Source organism: Mesorhizobium sp. M0296 (assembly GCF_040321675.1).
GTDB lineage: Bacteria > Pseudomonadota > Alphaproteobacteria > Rhizobiales > Rhizobiaceae > Mesorhizobium.
The window spans coordinates 1-16588 of sequence record NZ_JAMYRZ010000025.1 but is presented as its reverse complement, the minus strand read 5'-3'; the positions used below and the strand labels follow the sequence as shown (position 1 = coordinate 16588).

Annotated in this window: 23 protein-coding genes; 7 read left to right on the top strand and 16 right to left on the bottom strand. The window is 62.9% G+C overall.

What is annotated here, in order from left to right:
• Positions 1–83: 83 nt before the first annotated feature.
• The 3 genes from NKI97_RS22520 to NKI97_RS22510 all read left to right on the top strand — a co-directional run bounded on the left by NKI97_RS22520 (position 84) and on the right by NKI97_RS22510 (position 1914).
• Positions 84–380 (top strand): DUF1905 domain-containing protein, encoded by a 297-nt coding sequence (locus NKI97_RS22520; protein WP_352452958.1) that lies wholly within the window; start codon positions 84–86, stop codon positions 378–380.
• A 244-nt stretch (positions 381–624) separates the two neighbouring features.
• Positions 625–1047 carry a nucleoside-diphosphate kinase gene (gene ndk, locus NKI97_RS22515; RefSeq protein WP_352452957.1) on the top strand — a complete coding sequence of 141 codons (423 nt, stop codon included), beginning with the start codon at positions 625–627 and terminating at the stop codon, positions 1045–1047.
• A gap of 258 nt (positions 1048–1305) precedes the next feature.
• Entirely contained in the window at positions 1306–1914 is a 609-nt protein-coding gene (locus NKI97_RS22510; RefSeq protein WP_352452956.1) for a class I SAM-dependent methyltransferase, read from the top strand.
• A 75-nt stretch (positions 1915–1989) separates the two neighbouring features.
• Here the strand turns inward: NKI97_RS22510 and NKI97_RS22505 are convergent, their stop codons facing one another.
• The 7 genes from NKI97_RS22505 to NKI97_RS22475 all read right to left on the bottom strand — a co-directional run bounded on the left by NKI97_RS22505 (position 1990) and on the right by NKI97_RS22475 (position 7577).
• Positions 1990–2259, bottom strand: a complete 270-nt coding sequence (locus NKI97_RS22505) for a hypothetical protein (RefSeq protein WP_352452955.1) — start codon at positions 2257–2259, stop codon at positions 1990–1992.
• 194 nt (positions 2260–2453) lie between these two features.
• Complete coding sequence (locus NKI97_RS22500; protein WP_352452954.1) at positions 2454–3221, bottom strand: YbaY family lipoprotein; 768 nt, start codon at positions 3219–3221, stop codon at positions 2454–2456.
• A 65-nt stretch (positions 3222–3286) separates the two neighbouring features.
• Positions 3287–3766, bottom strand: coding sequence for a molybdenum cofactor biosynthesis protein MoaE (locus NKI97_RS22495; RefSeq protein ID WP_352452953.1), 480 nt, complete (start codon positions 3764–3766; stop codon positions 3287–3289).
• A 3-nt stretch (positions 3767–3769) separates the two neighbouring features.
• A complete protein-coding gene (gene moaD, locus NKI97_RS22490) occupies positions 3770–4027 on the bottom strand; it encodes a molybdopterin converting factor subunit 1 (protein WP_023677674.1) in 258 nt (85 codons plus the stop codon).
• A 1-nt stretch (position 4028) separates the two neighbouring features.
• Positions 4029–4625 (bottom strand): CDP-diacylglycerol--glycerol-3-phosphate 3-phosphatidyltransferase, encoded by a 597-nt coding sequence (gene pgsA / locus NKI97_RS22485; RefSeq protein WP_023719790.1) that lies wholly within the window; start codon positions 4623–4625, stop codon positions 4029–4031.
• 100 nt (positions 4626–4725) lie between these two features.
• Entirely contained in the window at positions 4726–6804 is a 2079-nt protein-coding gene (gene uvrC / locus NKI97_RS22480) for an excinuclease ABC subunit UvrC (protein ID WP_352452952.1), read from the bottom strand.
• A complete protein-coding gene (locus NKI97_RS22475; protein WP_352452951.1) occupies positions 6801–7577 on the bottom strand; it encodes an SDR family oxidoreductase in 777 nt (258 codons plus the stop codon). Before NKI97_RS22475 ends, uvrC begins: the two co-directional genes overlap by 4 nt.
• 420 nt (positions 7578–7997) lie before the next feature.
• Here NKI97_RS22475 and NKI97_RS22470 point away from each other — a divergent pair, with 420 nt between their 5' ends.
• Positions 7998–8648 carry an outer membrane protein gene (locus NKI97_RS22470; RefSeq protein ID WP_292662341.1) on the top strand — a complete coding sequence of 217 codons (651 nt, stop codon included), beginning with the start codon at positions 7998–8000 and terminating at the stop codon, positions 8646–8648.
• Positions 8649–8725: 77 nt separating this feature from the next.
• Here the strand turns inward: NKI97_RS22470 and NKI97_RS22465 are convergent, their stop codons facing one another.
• Positions 8726–9322, bottom strand: coding sequence for a glutathione S-transferase family protein (locus tag NKI97_RS22465; RefSeq protein WP_352452950.1), 597 nt, complete (start codon positions 9320–9322; stop codon positions 8726–8728).
• 81 nt (positions 9323–9403) lie between these two features.
• Between NKI97_RS22465 and NKI97_RS22460 the strand changes: the two genes are divergently transcribed.
• On the top strand, positions 9404–10285 hold the full coding sequence (locus NKI97_RS22460) for a hypothetical protein (RefSeq protein WP_352452949.1): 882 nt from the start codon (positions 9404–9406) through the stop codon (positions 10283–10285).
• A gap of 457 nt (positions 10286–10742) precedes the next feature.
• On the opposite strand, the gene NKI97_RS22455 is transcribed toward NKI97_RS22460, so the two are convergent.
• Both NKI97_RS22455 and NKI97_RS22450 read right to left on the bottom strand, forming a co-directional pair.
• Positions 10743–10922 (bottom strand): DinB family protein, encoded by a 180-nt coding sequence (locus NKI97_RS22455; RefSeq protein WP_352836666.1) that lies wholly within the window; start codon positions 10920–10922, stop codon positions 10743–10745.
• On the bottom strand, positions 10922–11272 hold the full coding sequence (locus NKI97_RS22450) for a hypothetical protein (RefSeq protein ID WP_352452947.1): 351 nt from the start codon (positions 11270–11272) through the stop codon (positions 10922–10924). Before NKI97_RS22450 ends, NKI97_RS22455 begins: the two co-directional genes overlap by 1 nt.
• A 62-nt stretch (positions 11273–11334) precedes the next feature.
• Here NKI97_RS22450 and NKI97_RS22445 point away from each other — a divergent pair, with 62 nt between their 5' ends.
• On the top strand, positions 11335–11970 hold the full coding sequence (locus NKI97_RS22445) for a TetR/AcrR family transcriptional regulator (protein ID WP_502904528.1): 636 nt from the start codon (positions 11335–11337) through the stop codon (positions 11968–11970).
• Between the two features lie 38 nt (positions 11971–12008).
• Here NKI97_RS22445 and NKI97_RS22440 read toward each other — a convergent pair whose 3' ends face one another.
• From NKI97_RS22440 to NKI97_RS22420, 5 genes are all read right to left on the bottom strand, one after another.
• Positions 12009–12761 (bottom strand): sulfite exporter TauE/SafE family protein, encoded by a 753-nt coding sequence (locus NKI97_RS22440; RefSeq protein ID WP_352452985.1) that lies wholly within the window; start codon positions 12759–12761, stop codon positions 12009–12011.
• 124 nt (positions 12762–12885) lie between these two features.
• The gene (locus tag NKI97_RS22435; RefSeq protein WP_352452946.1) at positions 12886–13338 is read right to left on the bottom strand and encodes a hypothetical protein; all 453 of its coding nucleotides are present in this window, start codon (positions 13336–13338) and stop codon (positions 12886–12888) included.
• A gap of 123 nt (positions 13339–13461) precedes the next feature.
• Positions 13462–14310 (bottom strand): 23S rRNA (adenine(2030)-N(6))-methyltransferase RlmJ, encoded by an 849-nt coding sequence (locus tag NKI97_RS22430; protein WP_352452945.1) that lies wholly within the window; start codon positions 14308–14310, stop codon positions 13462–13464.
• Positions 14307–14918 (bottom strand): hypothetical protein, encoded by a 612-nt coding sequence (locus tag NKI97_RS22425; RefSeq protein WP_352452944.1) that lies wholly within the window; start codon positions 14916–14918, stop codon positions 14307–14309. Before NKI97_RS22425 ends, NKI97_RS22430 begins: the two co-directional genes overlap by 4 nt.
• A 4-nt stretch (positions 14919–14922) precedes the next feature.
• On the bottom strand, positions 14923–15594 hold the full coding sequence (locus NKI97_RS22420; protein ID WP_352836661.1) for a TetR/AcrR family transcriptional regulator: 672 nt from the start codon (positions 15592–15594) through the stop codon (positions 14923–14925).
• 89 nt (positions 15595–15683) lie between these two features.
• Here NKI97_RS22420 and NKI97_RS22415 point away from each other — a divergent pair, with 89 nt between their 5' ends.
• Positions 15684–16112, top strand: coding sequence for a carboxymuconolactone decarboxylase family protein (locus NKI97_RS22415; protein ID WP_502907117.1), 429 nt, complete (start codon positions 15684–15686; stop codon positions 16110–16112).
• A gap of 27 nt (positions 16113–16139) precedes the next feature.
• On the opposite strand, the gene NKI97_RS22410 is transcribed toward NKI97_RS22415, so the two are convergent.
• Positions 16140–16588, bottom strand: a 449-nt coding sequence (locus tag NKI97_RS22410; RefSeq protein ID WP_352836655.1) for a phosphotransferase, incomplete at its 5' end; no start/stop codon positions are given.

Genomic DNA, 16588 nt, shown 5'->3' with positions numbered 1-16588 from the left:
TGGTTTCGCCGATCGTCATCATTGCCAGCAAGACACCATGGCAAAGCCAGTCGTGACGGCCTTAACCTGAGGAAGGGCATAGAATGTTTCGCTACGACATGCAGGCCCAGATCTGGGTCTATCCGGGCAAGGGCGGCTGGCATTTCGTGACGCTGCCGCCGGAGCTTGGAGCCCGGATCAAGACGGCGATGCTGGGGATGGCAAGGCCCTGGGGCTCGCTTGGCGTGGAAGCCGTCGTCGGCCAGACCAGATGGCGGACATCGCTGTTTCCCGACAAGAAATCCGGCAGTCTGCTCTTGCCGATCAAGACTGCGGTGCGGGTCCGCGAAGGCCTCGGGGCTGGCGACACGGCCAACCTGACGATTGAGATGCAGTTATGACGACGTAGTCTCAGGCTGACGACGACGCGCTATAGGGCGGCCAGTCGATCGGACCCAAAGTGAGTACGGTTTCTGGAAAATCCGATGCTCAGCAAAAAGATGGAGCGGCGGCATGGTTCGACTTGAAAGTCCGCCGCCCCAGCGCAGAAATGCGCGCCGGGCCGGCCTCCCCTTGGCAAGGCGGCGGGCGGCTTGTATAGAGCCCGCCACCCTCAATTCCACTCTCCATCACAAGGACGATCCCATGGCGCTCGAACGCACCTTTTCCATGATCAAGCCGGACGCGACCCGCCGCAATCTCACCGGCGCTATCACCAAGATGCTGGAAGATGCCGGTCTGCGCGTCGTCGCTTCGCGCCGGGTGTGGATGAGCCGCCGCGAGGCGGAAGGTTTCTATGCCGTCCACAAGGAGCGTCCGTTCTTCGGCGAGCTGGTCGAATCCATGTCGTCGGGCCCGACAGTCGTGCAGGTACTGGAAGGCGAGCACGCCATTGCCAAGAACCGCGAAGTGATGGGCGCCACCAATCCGGCAAGCGCCGCCGAAGGCACCATCCGCAAGCTGCACGCACTGTCGATCGGCGAGAACTCCGTGCACGGTTCCGATGCGCCGGAAACCGCTGCGCAGGAGATCAAATACTGGTTCTCGGACACCGAGATCGTCGGCTGAGCCGGCATCCCGAACCCCATCGAAGAGGCCGGCGCAACGCCGGCCTTTTTTGCTAAAGCGCGTCGCGTTCGACCGGCCTCATGCGACGCGCTTCAAGTTTCTTGTCTTGATGCATGTCATTATCGCAAAACCGCTGCACACTTTTGCGCGACATGCAGTAGCGGACATTTTCAGCTTCAGGCTCCTCGACGGGTCACGGGTGCGTTAAGCTCGGAGGGGCGGATCAACCGCGGTCCCGACAATGGAGCCGACCAGGCCATGACCAGCACCATTCCCGGTTTCTTCCAAGGCACCGAAATGCCAACCAGCGGCTGGTGGGAAGCGCTGTGGCCCGAGCCTGCCAGTGTCCTGGCGGCAGTCGGCATGAAGCCCGGCACGGACGTGGTCGATCTCTGCTGCGGCGACGGCTGGTTCACGCTGCCAATCGCCAGGGTCGCCCGTCATGTGATCGCTATCGACATTGATGCCGATCTGCTCGAAGTCGCCAGGCTGCGGCTGGCCGAAGGAGGCGCGAGCAATTGCGAGTTTTTGGCGGGCGACGCCTATGAACTTGCCAGGCTGGTGCCTCAAACCGTCGACTTCGTCTTTATCGCCAACGCTTTCCACGGCGTTCCGGATCGGCCGCGGCTTGCCCGCGCCGTGCGCGCGACGCTTGGCCCTGCCGGTCGTTTTGCCATCGTCAACTGGCACCAGTATCCGCGCGAGCAGACCACGGTCCTGGGCGAGCCGCGCGGGCCAAAGACCGAGCTGAGGCTGTCACCCGAACAGACCACCGCGTCGGTGGAAGCGAGCGGGTTCAAGCTCGCCGAGCTGGTTGATGTGCCGCCCTATCACTATGGCGCGGTATTCAAACTCGCGACGAATTGAGAAATATCGCATGAAATGCGGCATCGTCGCCCGATACATGTCGCCCGCCGCCCCCTAGCGGCGGGTTCTGCCGGTCTATTTCGCCTGGCGTTCCTTCACGTTCGCATGTTCGTTCGCCGCTTCCGTGTCGGTGGACGGGGTCTTGGTCTCTTCACCTGAAAACGGGCTGCCCTGCCCCGGTGCGAGATCGCCGCTATGGCCGGCCTTGTTGGTCTGGAACGGTTGGCTCTCCGCTTTGAGACCGTGGTCAAGAGCATTGACGAGATGGTCGTCCGCCTTGGCAAGGCCGGTAAAGGCAAGGAGCGATGCACCGGTGGCGGCAAGGATAAGCGTGTGCGTTTTCATGTCTGGACTCCTTTGAGTTAAGGCCAGAACGAGCCGCAGCCATTCTGGCGGCTTCAACGAAGGGACAAACGTCCCGTTTGCCTTACCCGCCATTTTATGTGGAACTAACGCGCCCCCTGCCCGGCCTATTCCCGCTGAAACACAACGTGATCGGCATGCAGCTGCCGCAGAGAGTAATCGGCTTGGGTGATGCGCTAGCTCGCGGCGTTGAAGCGCAGAATGTCGCGGCCGCCGCTGTCAATGATGACAAGCTTGCCGGCGTCGACGTGGTAGGATGCCGCCTTGGCCAGCGCCTCGAACAGCGCCTTTTCCTCGACCATGACCTGAGGCGCGCAGGCCTTGAAGGTCGAGCCGATGTCGCTGATGGCGATCGTCGAGCCGTCTACCCTGGCAGTGGCGAAATAGACGTTGCAAGGGCCGCTGCCGCCGGCCTTGCCGGCTTCGCTGATGCGGAATGTCGCCCGCGGCTCGGCAATCACGCCGACACCGTCGATATATTCGACCAGCCAGCTTTGGCCGAACACCGAGGCTGCCGCCGGCGCATCGCTCGGCGCCGCCATTTTCAGCATAATGGTCTGTGGCGCGTCGCTGAGCGGGTCGACCTGGTGGCGCGCATCGGTGACGAACAGCAGCCGGTCGTCGACAGTGATGCGCGCCTGCAGCGCGTAGGTCATATCAGGCCGGATCACCTGCGGATCGAAGCTGATCTCGAACTTGATCGGCACCTGGCCGGCCGGCACCACCTTGCGCTCACCGATGATTGCGGCCGGCGCGTCGGCCAGCGACACGTCGGCAAGCTGCACGGAAAGCACGGCATTGGGCGGCAGCGCGATGCGCTCGCGATACATCACCTCGCCCTTGAGGGTCTTTTCGGCAGCCGCGGAACGATCCGGGACGGCCAGGATGCCGACGGCCAGCGGCACCAGTCCGAAGATGAAGAACTCGGCGATCCTGTCCAGCATGATCCTGCTCCCCTTCCGGCCAAGGGTTTCGCAGGATTGCGGTCAATGAATGGCTGTCGCGGGATTTATTCGGACGGCGGCTGCTTCCAGCGGCTCGCCGCCTTGTCGTCGGCATCCTTGGCGTCGACCCAGCCGCCCTCGGAACCGTCGCTATGGTGTTCCTTTTTCCAGAACGGCGCGCGTGATTTCAAATAGTCCATCAGGAAATTCGCGGCCTCGAACGCCGCTTGCCGGTGGGCGGAAGCCGCCACTACCAGCACGATGTTTTCGCCGGGCGCGATCTTGCCGTGGCGATGGATCGCGGTGAGCCCCTGCAGCGGCCAGCGATCGATTGCCTCGCCGGCGATGCGGGATATCTCGGCTTCCGCCATGCCGGGATAATGTTCGAGCTCGAGCGCCGAGAGCCTGCCTTGCTCGTCGCGGCAAAGGCCGGAGAAGGTCACCACAGCGCCGATATCGTTGCGACCCCTGGTCAGCCTGGCGATCTCGGCGGCGACGTCGAAATCCTCCGCCTGGATGCGCACGACCGGCACCACCGCGGACATGGTTCAGCCACCGGTCATCGGCGGGAACAGCGCGATCTCGCGCGCGCCGGCGATCTTCTCGCGGTGCTCGACATGTTCCTGGTTGATGGCGACGCGGATCACGTCAGGATATTGCAGCGCGTTCTCGTACTCCTCGCCGCGCGATTTCAGCCAGCGCAACAGGTCGGCGACCGTTTCGATGCCGGCCGGCAGTTCGACCTCTTCCTCCGGTCTGCCGATCCGCTCGCGCACCCAGGCGAAATAGATGAGCTTCGTCGACATTTTATTCATCCATGATGTGCTTGAGGCCGGCGCGGAAATAGTCGTAGCCGGTGTAGAGCGTCACCAGGGCTGCGATCCACAGCAGCACCAGCCCGGTCTGGGTGGTCAGCGGGAAGATCTTGTCGCCGGCGGGACCTGCAAGCAGGAAGGCGATGGCGATCATCTGGATGGTGGTCTTCCATTTGGCGAGCTGCGTCACCGGCACCGAGACCTTCAAGGCCGCCAGATATTCGCGCAGGCCCGAGACCAGGATCTCGCGGCACAGGATGATGATCGCCGCCCATAGCGACCAGCCGGCGATGCCGGCATGGCGGTCGGTGTCGGCGGCAAGCAGCAGCAGGCAAGTGGCGACCAGCAGCTTGTCGGCGATCGGGTCGAGCATCTTGCCGATGTTGGAGGTCTGCTGCCAGGCGCGCGCCAGATAGCCGTCGAAGTAATCGGTGATCGAGGCGAGCAGGAAAATGATGAGCGCCGACCAGCGGGCGAAGTCGCTCGATTTCAGATGCCCTTCCAGGAAGAAGCACAGCACCACCAGCGGCACCGCCAGGATGCGGGCGTAAGTGAGCATGTTGGGCAGGTTGAACGCGCGCTGGGACATGTTTTGGGAACTCTTTCTGCCTGCTTAGTCAAATCAGAAGCGAATGTGGGGGGTCAACAGGCCAGAATCGATTAGCCAGCCGAAATATCGGCAATAGGTCTTAGCTCTCGTGAAAATGATTGTAGACCAATTTCGCCACCTGCTCCGAAATGCCGTCGACCTTGACCAGGTCCTCGACGGCGGCACGGCTGACCGCCTTGGCCGTACCGAAATGCATCAGCAGCGCGCGCTTGCGGCCGGGGCCGATGCCGCTGATCTCGTCGAGCGGGCTCTTGACCATCTCCTTCTTGCGGCGGGCGCGGTGCGAACCGATGGCGAAGCGATGGACTTCGTCGCGCAGCCGCTGGACGAAATAGAGCACCGGATCGCGAACGGGCAGCGAGAATGGGGCCTTGCCCTTGACGAAGAAGCGTTCGCGGCCGGCATCGCGGTCCTGACCCTTGGCGATGCCGATGGCCACGACGCGGTCCTCGATGCCGAGATCGGCGAGAATCTTGCGCACCGCCGTCATCTGGCCCTGGCCGCCGTCGATGAGGATGACGTCGGGCCAGGCGGGGAAGCCGCCCGCGTCCTCGATATCGTCGCCCGGTTCGGTAGGGCTCGCCTCGTCCGCGCCCTCGGTTTGCGGGGCGTCACCATGTTCCTTCAACAGCCGCGAAAAGCGCCGCTGCATCACCTCGCGCATCATGCCGAAATCGTCGCCCGGCGTGATCTCGGTCGAGCGGATGTTGAACTTTCGATACTGGTTCTTCACAAAACCTTCCGGCCCAGCGACGACCATGGCGCCGACGGCGTTGGTGCCCATGATGTGCGAGTTGTCATAGACCTCGATGCGCACCGGCGGTTTTTCCAGGCCGAAGGTCTCGGCAAAGCCAGTGAGCAGCCGCGCCTGGGTCGAGGTTTCGGCGAGCCGCCGGCCGAGCGCCTCGCGCGCGTTCTGCAGCGCGTTGTCGGTCAGGTCCTTCTTCTCGCGGCGCTGCGGCACGGAGATCGACACCTTGCGGCCGGCGCGGGTGGAGAGGGCCTCCGCCAGCAATTCCTGGTCCTCGACGCCATGCGACAACAGGATGGTGCGCGGCGTCGGCTTGTCGTCGTAGAACTGCGCCAGGAACGATCCCAGCACCTCGCCGGCTTCGAGCGCCGGATCGGCCTTGGGAAAATAGGCGCGGTTGCCCCAGTTCTGGCCGGTGCGGAAGAAGAACACCTGGATGCAGACCTGACCGCCCTCCTGATGGATGGCGAAGACATCGGCCTCGTCGACGGTCTGCGGATTGATGCCTTGATGGCTCTGCACATGCGACAGCGCCGCCAGCCGATCGCGATAGATGGCGGCGCGTTCGAAATCGAGGTTCTCCGAAGCCTGCTGCATGGCGGCGGAGATCTCCGTCTTCACCTTCTGGCTGCGGCCGGAGAGAAAATCCTTCGCCTCGGCGACAAGCCTTGCATAGTCGCCGTGCGAGATTTCGCCGGTGCACGGGCCGGCGCAGCGCTTGATCTGGAACAAAAGGCAAGGCCGGGTGCGGTTCTCGTAGAAGGAGTCGGTGCAGCTCCTGAGCAGGAAGGCGCGCTGCAGCGAGTTGATGGTACGGCCAACTGCGCCGGCCGAGGCGAAGGGGCCGAAATAGTCGCCCTTGCGCGAGCGCGCGCCGCGGTGCTTGTAAATACCGGGCGAGACATGGTCGCCGGTCAACAGGATATAGGGGAACGACTTGTCGTCGCGCATCAGCACGTTGAAGCGTGGCCGCAAGCGCTTGATGAGGTTGGCTTCAAGCAGCAGCGCTTCGATCTCGGTACGGGTGACGACGAACTCCATGGTCGACGTCTCGCGCACCATGCGGCCGATGCGGCTGGTGTGGAACCGGCCTTGCGCGTAGCTGGTGACCCGCTTCTTCAGGCTGCGTGCCTTGCCGACGTAGAGCACGTCGCCGGCGGCATTCATCATGCGGTAGACGCCGGGCGCATTGGGCAGCCGCTTTACCAGCGTCTGGATCACCTCGGCGCCGACCATGCCGTCGGCGTCGCCGGCATGCGGGGTCCAGTCGATGGCGGTGAAGGTAACGTCCGGACCGCTGGCTGCAGGCTCGACGACCTCCTCGGCCGCCTCGTCCTCAAGGTCGATTTCGGGCGGCAGGTCGTCGGCGCCACCGCGCGTTTTTTGTTTCTGGTCCATGGGGCTCATTCCGTCATGCCTGTCACATCGGGCGTCTGCCATGCAAGATGCTGGCCGCCGTCAAGCGCGATCATCTGGCCGGTGACCGAGCGTGCCGCCCAGAGATAACGGATAGTGGCACCGAATTCCGGCAATTCCGGGCCGCGTTTCAGGATCAGCCCGGCAATCTGGGCATCGAAATCGCTGTCGTGCTGACGCGTGTTCTTCAAGGTCGGGCCAGGACCAATGGCGTTGACACGGATGCGGGGACCCAGCGCCTGCGCCATCATCTCGGTCGCCGCCCACAAGGTCGACTTCGACAGCGCATAGGAGAAATAACGCGGCGTCGGCCGCCAGACGCGCTGATCGATCATGTTGACGATCAGCCCCTCACTGTTCTGCGGCAAGGCCCGGGCGAAAGTCTGTGCCAACAGCGCCGGCGCCTTGACATGCATGGCGAAATGGCGATCCCAGGCCGGCCAGTCGAAATCCTCAATGCTGTCGTGCTCGAACAGCGAGGCGTTGTTGACCAGCAGCGACACCGGCCCGAGCGCCACCGCCGCGCGACCGACTAGGTCGCCGACGGCGTCCATCTCGGTCAGGTCGGCAGCAACCACTGCGGCCCGGCCATGTCGACCAAAATGACCACTGTTGATCTGGGCCGCCAGTGCCTCCGCCTCGGCCAGCGAGCGATTGCAGTGAATGGCGACGGCAAAACCATGCGCGGCAAGATCCTCGACGATCGCCCTGCCGATCCGCTTCGCCCCGCCCGTCACCAGTGCCGTCGCGGCGACCTTGCTCATCTGTCAATCCTTAATCCGATGCCGATTCCGACCTGCCGGGATCGCCCCGGCAAATTATGGCCCGCCAAGCGTTAAATCCCATTTCCACCTGGGGCAAGATTGTGGCAAAGTGGCCGGTGGGCGTTTTGGCTCGACCGGAATTCGGGCCAGCCCGCCCGCAATATAGGGCGCTGGAGCCCTTACACCAAGCCGTGTGCAGTGCAGCACGGCGAACCTGCTGACATTCGCTGTTGCGAAGATGCAACGTCAAGGTTCTGCCTCATTCGTGCCAGGTAATGACCCAAGTTCAGGTTCGCTTCAGCCGCATTTCGACACGACATTTGGAACCGTTGAACGCCGGATCCGTTTCACCCCCCGGACGGGTTGAGGGCGCTCATGAAAAAACAAGCCTGTGTCCTGTGGCTTAAGGAGTAAAGAACAATGCAAGCCAATCTTAAATTTGCGCGACCGCTCGCGGTGGCGTTTGGGCTGTTCGCCCTCGGCGGAACCGCCTATGCCGCGGACGTGGTTCAGGAAGAGCCGCCGGCACCTGCCCCGATCGCAGAACTTCCGGTCGCATCCTGGGCCGGTCCCTATGCCGGTGTGAGCGTCGGCTACGGCTTCGCTGGCCACGCCAAAGCCAAAGACATTGGCGTCGACGTCGACACCAAGGGTTTTGTCGGCGGCGTCTTCGGCGGCTATAACTGGCAGCAGGAGAACTTCGTCTACGGTGCCGAAGCCGATATCGGCTACAACGGCGTCAAGGGCGACGATGCCGGCATCGAGGCCAAGGGTGGCTTCGAGGGCTCGCTGCGTGCCCGCCTCGGCTACGCTGTCACCCCGGACATCCTGCTCTACGGCACCGCCGGTGGCGCGCTGAAGAACCAGAAGATTGAAGCTGCCGGCGTAAGCGACACCAACACGCAGTTTGGCTGGACAGCCGGCGTGGGTACCGACATCAAGATCACCGACAATGTGTTCGGCCGCGTCGAGTATCGTTACACGGACTTCGGCAGGAAGGACTTCGACGGTATCGGCAAGGTCAAGTCGACCGACAATCGCGTCACCTTCGGCGTCGGTATGAAGTTCTAAGTCGTCCAAGCCACGACACGAAAAAGCCGGGCCTCGCGCCCGGCTTTTTTTGTGGCACCGGTTGAGGCCGCCCGCCCTCAAGCCGGGATGGCGGGCTTCAGCTCCGGGAATTTCTCGTCGAAGCGTGCCGCCCAGCGCGTCAGCCGGCCGCGGCCCTTTTCCCATTTTCCAGCGAAGCGCAGCGAGAGATAGCCGAGGCAGGCGCGCAATGCGATCTGGCCGAGGGTGATTTTCTTCGGCAGCTTCGGCGGGTTCGCGTTGAGCAGATCGAGCGCGTCCGAAATCTTCGTCCACTGGCGCTCGAGCCAAGGCTGGTAGACCATCTCTTCCGGCCGTGTGCGCCGCTCGTAGACCATCGACAGCGCGCAGTCGCAGATGCCGTCGGCCAATGCCTCCAGCACCTCCGCCTCAAGGCGCTTGTCGGGATTGCGCGGAAACAATGCGTTCTTCGACATCCGGTTGAGATGCTGGGTGATGGCGCGGCTGTCGTGGACCGAGCGGCCGTCATCGAGCACCAGCACCGGGATCTTGCCGAGCGGATTGGCGCCGATCAGTTCGGCCGGCCTTTCCTCGGTCTTTATCGGCACGAGGTCGACCGCAATGCCGGCATAAAGTGCTGCCATGCGCACCTTGGAACTGTAGGGGGAAGTAGACGCGTAGAGCAGTCTGGGCATTGTCGATTCCTGTTTGCCGGCTACAGCTCCATATGCCCCGTTGGACGCGCAAAAGGACGCGGTAGCATTGTGACTTCGCGCATGACCCTCACCGAAAATCGATTCCGACAGGGAGCTCGTGCGTGGGCACTGTTGACCGATCATGCAGGGTTCATCAACGGCCAGAGGCGGAAAACCGCGCCGCCAGCGTATAACCATTGTCTCGACGTCAATCGCGATGTGATAAGCCGCAGTGCGGCAGACGCGAGCGGGTCGGACAATCCAAATCCGATTAGCTACCAACTCGGCCTTGCACCGAAGGTTGGTTTTGGCAGCCACGAAAATCCCACCGGACTTCGCCGCATGGCGAAGTCCTGGGAGCTGCGAAAAGACGTCTTCCTCCCGCCTCTTTCTGGTCCTGCCCGACTGTCAACCAAGAAGCGAGGCGCCTGTCCGGCATCCCGCCCTGGCTGTCTTGAGTACTGTCCCCTGCGACAGCAGGACCGCGACTACTTCTTGGCCTTCGCCTTTGCGGGCGCTGCCTTCGGCTTGGCCGCGGGCGCTGCTTTCTTCACTGCTGCAGAAGATTTCGCAGCGGCGGCCTTTGCCGGTGCTGCCTTCTTCGCAGCGGGCTTCGCCGCGGCCTTTGCAGCCGGCTTCTTGGCCGGTGCCGCCTTCTTAGCCGGTGCAGCCTTGGCCTTGGCCGGTGCTGCTTTTGCCTTGGCAGGTGCTGCTTTCTTCACGGCCGGTTTTGCCGCGGCCTTGGCGGCCGGCTTTTTGGCCGGCGCTGCTTTTGCCTTAGGCGCGGCGGCTTTCGCTTTGGCAGCGGGTGCTGCTTTCTTCACAGCAGTTGCGGCCTTTGCCGCGGCTGCTTTTGCTGGTGCTTTCTTTGCCGGTGACTTTGCCGGTGCCTTGGATGCCGGCGCTTTGGATGACTGCTTAGCCATATCATGCCCCTTCCGTTGTGCCGACGGCCGTTATTGACCCGGCGCGCATTGCATATCTGACTCGCGGCTTGCTAGCCAGCGAAGCATTAGAATGATTTTTGCAGCTTAAGTTTTGGTTACGGCGAGCGCGCGACCATTTTACCTGCGCAAAAATCGGCTGCGAATCTTTGTGTCCCGCAGCGAAGTTCTGCGACAGAAATTCTGGTCGCTCTATCTCGACCGATCTTCTCGTCAAGCTCAGGACCTTTTCGACCAGCTTTGCGCTTCAACGTCCGACGCTCGGCGCGAACATTGTCAAGAGCGAAGGCGGTCGCCCGCCTCGTCTTGTCCGAAACGATAAACTACAGGTAAGTAGGAAGCAACGCGACGAGCTCGCCGCTGCACTATCTTGCACGACGCGATGAAAGTAAGCGGATAGCTCGCATTTTTGAAGGACAGGATATCGCTCGATAGATCCGGTCGAGCCGACCGCGTGATCGAATGCGCTCGGCCGTTCAGGCGCCGAGCGGCTCACGGCTCATCTGCAGCCGGCGCGAAGGCTCGGCCCTGTGGAGATGGACGGCGAAGGTATCCCATGGCGGCATGACCGAAATCTGCGCCAGGATGCGCCCGGCTTCACCGCGATGATAGTCGCCGTGCAGTACGACGTGGGTCAGCATTTCCTGTGGCGACATCAATGCCTTATCCCCGTCGGTGAACACGAATGCGACGGGCTCGGACAGCTGCCGCGACGACACGGTTCGAGATAATCGAGATACCAGCGATCGGTCGCTGCGACCGCGGCGCGAAGTTCGTCGAACGCCGGCGTGTCCTCGGTGGTGTCGGCGGAGTAGCCATGGCTTGCGTCAACCAGGTGCGCCGAGAATATCCGCGACACCACATGGCTGTGATCGACGAGCCGTATCACGGCCTGCCGTTCCTTGCCGTGAACATGCGGGTCGAGACTCGCCAGCTTTTCCAGCAGTTCGTCATTGGCCCAGGCCTGATAGGCAAACAGGCTGCGAAGCAGAGCGAGCGCATTCATGGTCGGTGTCCTTTTCCGGAAATGCGAGTATGTTGTTTATATTTTCAGGAGAATGGGCGAACGTGTCTACTCGCATTGCAAAACCGCATCCGCGCATGCGCAAACAGCCGCGCCAGGCGCGTTCCAGGGCAACCGTCGAGGCGATCATCGAGGCGGCGGCTCATGTTCTGAGCGGGCTGGGGTGGGCCGGCTTCACCACCAACAAGGTTGCCGAGACAGCAGGTGTAAGCATCGGCACGCTCTACCAGTATTTTCCCGACAAGCTTTCCCTGCTCGCTGCCGTCCGGCGCCGTCACTTCGATCATGTGCTGTCGGTCATTCGCGATTCGGCGGAAGACCAAAAGCCGCTCAGGAAATTCGCGCAGGAGCTGGTGCGCGGCATGATCGCCGCGCACAGCATTCACCCGACACTACATCAGGTGCTGCTCGACGAGGCGCCGGGCGATCGCAGCTCCAGGGCCGCCCATGCTTCGTTCCAGGCACAATACCTCAATCACTATGCGACTGCTGTCGCCACTTACCGCAAGCCAAGGAAAGGCGCCGACATGGAGACCGTGGCGCGCGTGCTATCGTCAGCGATCGAAGGTGTGATCCACAACGCGGCACGCCGGAACAAGCTCGCCGCGCCGGAGCTGCAAAAGCAACTCGTCGAACTGATCTGCGCCTACCTATCGGGAGCAGGCCGCATCGGTCGATAGCGCATGGCACGGCGGAAGTCGGGATTTCTGTGTGTCGTTCAAACCCGGCTTATGAGGTGCGGCAAGGACGATGCCAACAATGCCGCACCTGATGCGGCCAAGAGTGTGAGGACGATCTTTCGAAAAGTCGCCTCGCTAACGCCGATGTAGAGTCTCGCGCCAAGGAGTGTCGGTATCAACATCGCCGGCGCGACGACGGCGAACATCGGCAGCATTTCGAGCCTGATCTTTCCGGCCGCAAGATAGGCGGCCATCGTCATGGAGAGGGTCACAAGGTTAAAATTCTGGATGACAATGCGCTGCCTGTCCTTTTCCCATTGGCGCAGCACGCACCACAGCGTTGGAACCGGGCCGGTGAAGCCGCCAAGTCCACCCATGATGCCGCCGATCAGACCTATTGCGCCGTCTGCAACAGGACCTCCGACCGTGATAGGAGGGAGGCGACGGGCAAAGAGCATCAAGGGACACCAAACGACCAGCAGCGCTCCGAAGACCAGCTTGAACAACTGCACATCCAGCAAGGGCAGGATGGCGACACCGACCGGAATCCCGATGATCCCGCCGATCAGGAATGGCAGCAGAAGCTTGAAGTCGAAGCCCCGGCGGACGGTGACGGCGGCGATGATCTGGCCGGTGAGCGCCCCAAAGACCGCCATGGTAGCAGCAAGCTGGGGCTCCACGGTCCAAACCCAAATCGACATGGCAACCAGGCTGAAAGCGAACCCGGAAAGCCCCTGGACGAAGCCTGCAACGACCGCGCCGAGAGCAACAGTATAAACAAGCGAATCCATGTGGTGCTGTTCCCCGCAAACTCGTGACAGCAGATCGCGCTTCCCGCGAATGCTGCGCCGCATGGAAACGGTGACGGTCGATCAGGTGGCCGGTGCTAAAAAGTCGGAATCAGCGAGTGCGCGATCAGCGCAGGACGCGGCAGCGGCCGTTGTAGACCATCCAGCGGTCGAAGCCCGAGACGCAGAATTCGACATTGTCGCCGATCGAGGCAAAACCCTGGCCTTCCTCGATCAGGTACCAGATGGTGCGAGCGCCGCCGTCGGAGAGGCTGACGGTGGCGCCGCAATAACGGCGGCCGATCGGCCAGGTGTCGTCGGCCGGCAGATAGCGATGCTGGTGGATGCGCTGGAAGTCGACGATCTGCACATCCGGCAGATGCGGCACGTGATGCACCTGATAGGAGAAGCGGTCGGTGATCTTGTTCAGCACCCAGGCCTCGCCGCAGACGCCGCTATCCTCGTCGGTATAGATTGCAAGGTCGGCCGCCTGGACTGCCTGGGTGACGCCAAGAGGCGCGGCCAGCGGCGTGCAAACGGCGAGCAGTGCGGCAAGGGCGGATTGGGCGAAGCGAGTCATGGCAGCCTCTCAAGGTCGACTGCGCGCACTGTGCGGATTCGCTGACGCGCGGTCAAGCGGTTGTAGCGATGGCGGTTGTAGTGACGCGGTTTCGCTGATGGAACGGCAAGGCCGCACCTCAAACTACTCTCCCGCCAGCCAGTCCAGCATCCAATGCGATGGCTGCTCGACAGCAAGCAGCCGGTGCAGCGCCGGCAGCAGCGTCCGTAACTCGCCTTCCAGCGTGAAGGGCGGATTGACCACCACCATGCCGCAGCCGTCGAGGCTCGGCTCGACGGCGGCCGGCCTGATCTCAAAACCGATGTCGAGCAGCTTCGAAATGCCCGTCTGCTTCAGCGCCTTGCGGAAGGCGGCGACCGCCCTGCGGTCCTTGAGCGGATACCACAGCGCGTAAATCCCTCCTGGCCAGCGCCGATGGGCTCTTTGCAGCCCTTCGACCAAGCGACCGAACTCGCCCTCTTCCTCGAAAGGCGGATCGATGAGCACGAGGCCGCGCTTTTCCTTTGGCGGCAGATGCGCGCCGAGGGCCAGCCAGCCGTCGAGCTCGATCACCCGGGTCTGGAAGTCGCCGTCGAACAGCGCCTTCAGCCTGGCGGCATCCTTAGGGTGCAGTTCGACCGCCGACAGCCGGTCCTGCTTGCGCATCAGGTGCCGGGCGATCAACGGCGAACCCGGATATTTTTTCACGCCGCCGTCCGGATTGAGCGAACGTACGGCTTCAAGATACGGCGCCAGCAGTGCCGCCGCCGGCGCATCGAGGGCCGCATCGACGAGCCGGCCGATGCCGCCTTGCCATTCGCCGGTCTTTTGCGCTTCGGTCGAGGACAGATCGTAGCGGCCGATGCCGGCATGGGTGTCGATGACCCGAAACGCCTTGTCCTTCTGCTTCAGATATTCGATCAGCCGGCTGAGCACGACATGCTTGACGACGTCGGCGAAGTTCCCGGCGTGGTAGGCGTGGCGATAGTTCAATTGGAGCCCCTGCCCCAGCGCGGCGGTGGCGGCTGCGAGTTTGGATTTTCCGGCCGGCGGCCGCCGAAACGGAATGCCAGCACCAGCCCGACCAGGCCGGCCGCCATCAGGGAAAAACCGACCGGGCGCGCCCGGCGGTCGACCTCGCCGGCACCCGAGCGCAGGACGAGATCGACGGCCCGCATCGGGATGCCTTCGGCGTCGCCCCGACCGACGGTGAAGATGTAAGGGCCGGGGATAACGGTCGGGATCAGGCCGGCCTCGTCGCGAAAGATCCTGTCCGGCAGTTGCGGGCTGACCTGGCGCGGATTGTCGGAGTGATTGAACTGCAGCGTCGAGGCGAGCACCGTCCTGCCGCCGGTGGCGGCAGTGAGGGTCAACACAGTGCGCTGCTGCGAGACGATGCGCTCGGCTCTTGCCGTAAGATCGACCAGCACGCGCACCGGCCCGTCGCGCGCGCTCAGGGGTACCGTGACCGGCTTGAACCGGCCCTGGTCATACACCCGCCAGGTGCCGATCTCATGGCCGGAGAAGTTGGTCATCGCCCAGGGGTAGACGACGCCGATGCCGGTACCGATGAGCAGGATCAGGGCGAACAGAGAGCGCATGAGGTCAAGACCCGGTATTCGGCGCGTTGGCGCCGTCGCGGGCGCGCTCCATTTCGTCCAGGAGCATGTCAAGGCCGAGATCAAACGTCCGGTCGAATTCGGCGGTGCCGAAATAACGCCCGGCCGCAGCTACTTTTGGAAAATCCTGCGCCAGTTGCTCGTCGCTGACGATGGTCACGGCCGAAGGCCCCGTTGCATAGCCGGCAGTCTCGTCGAGGATGGCACCCATCAGATAATAGCCGGTGGTGCGGAACAGCCGCGCACCCAGTTCCGGTCCGAAGCCGCCGGCCTCGAACAGGCCAAGGATGCCGTTCAGCCAAGTGAGACAGGTCGGCGAATTCATCCGGTAGGTTACAAGGAACGTGGCAAAGGCCGGGTGCTCACGCGCGACGCGGCGGAAATCCTGCACGGCAATGCGTAACCTTTGTCGCCAAGGGAGATCCGCGTCGGGCATTTCGAGGGAGCCGATCAGCCGATCCACCAAGGCTTCGAAGAGATGCGCCACCGAAGGAAAGTGGTGATAGATGCTCATGGCTTCGCAGCCGAGTTCTGCCGCCAGCTTGCGCATCGAAAACCCGGCGAGGCCCTCGCTCTCGATCACCTTCAAAGCCGCATCCTCGATCATCTCGCGAGACAGCCGGCCGCGCGGTCGCTTTTTTTTGATCGATGTGTCCATGGTGTCGCTTGACAACTTACACTGTAAGGTTCATTTTCGACGTTACCTTACACCGTAAGGCCAACAAACGCCAGAGGAGAACGTCATGTCTGCGCCGTGCCTGCCTGCTCGCCGCCACCTGTGTGCTGACGCTGGCTGCAGCTCCTTCTTATGCCGATGAGTATGACGCAACCGTCAAGGACATCCAGTCGACCATGGGCGGGGTGCCCGGTTTCGTAAAGCAGTTCCCGAAAGCCGGTCTGCCCGGTGCATGGGCCGAGGTCAAGGCCATCCAGCTCAGCGACAAGACGGCGCTGCCGCCGAAGGTCAAGTCGCTGATCTCGCTGGCGGTCGCAGCGCAAATCCCGTGCAACTACTGTATCTGGTCGGACACGCAGGACGCCAAGCGCGCCGGCGCCACCGACGAGGAGATCCAGGAGGCGGTCGCCGTTTCAGCGCTGACCCGCCATTGGAGCACCATCTTCAACGGCATGCAGGTCGATTTCGATACGTTCAGGAAGGAGATGGGCGGGCAGTAATGCTTTCGTTATTAGAGCGGGACGCCTTCAGACTGAATTAGCCTTCCCGCTCCGACTGTTTGTGTGATCCGCCAGCACCTCATTGATGACCCGCCACGATTTTTCCGCCTCGCGCTGGTTGCCGTCATGTCCCGAAGCGACGATCAGCGCCTTCCACAACGCCCAGCCCCGTGCGCGGGCCCAGCTGTGCTCGTCAAGGGCAATGGCGTCGCGGAACGTCTGACGGCTCTCGCCGTAAAATTCTGTCCACGCGATCACCAGATCACAGGCAGGATCGCCGATAGCCGAATTACCGAAATCGACGACCGCGTAGAGCTTGCCATCTTCGACGAGCAGATTGCCCGAGGCGACGTCGCCATGGACCCAGACCGGCGGCCCGGGGCCTCGCGGGGCAAGGGGCCGCGGCCCCCCCGCCCCCGCGGCGGGCGGGTGGGAGCGGCCCCCCCCCCCCCCCCGCCCCGCGCCGGGGGAGGCGG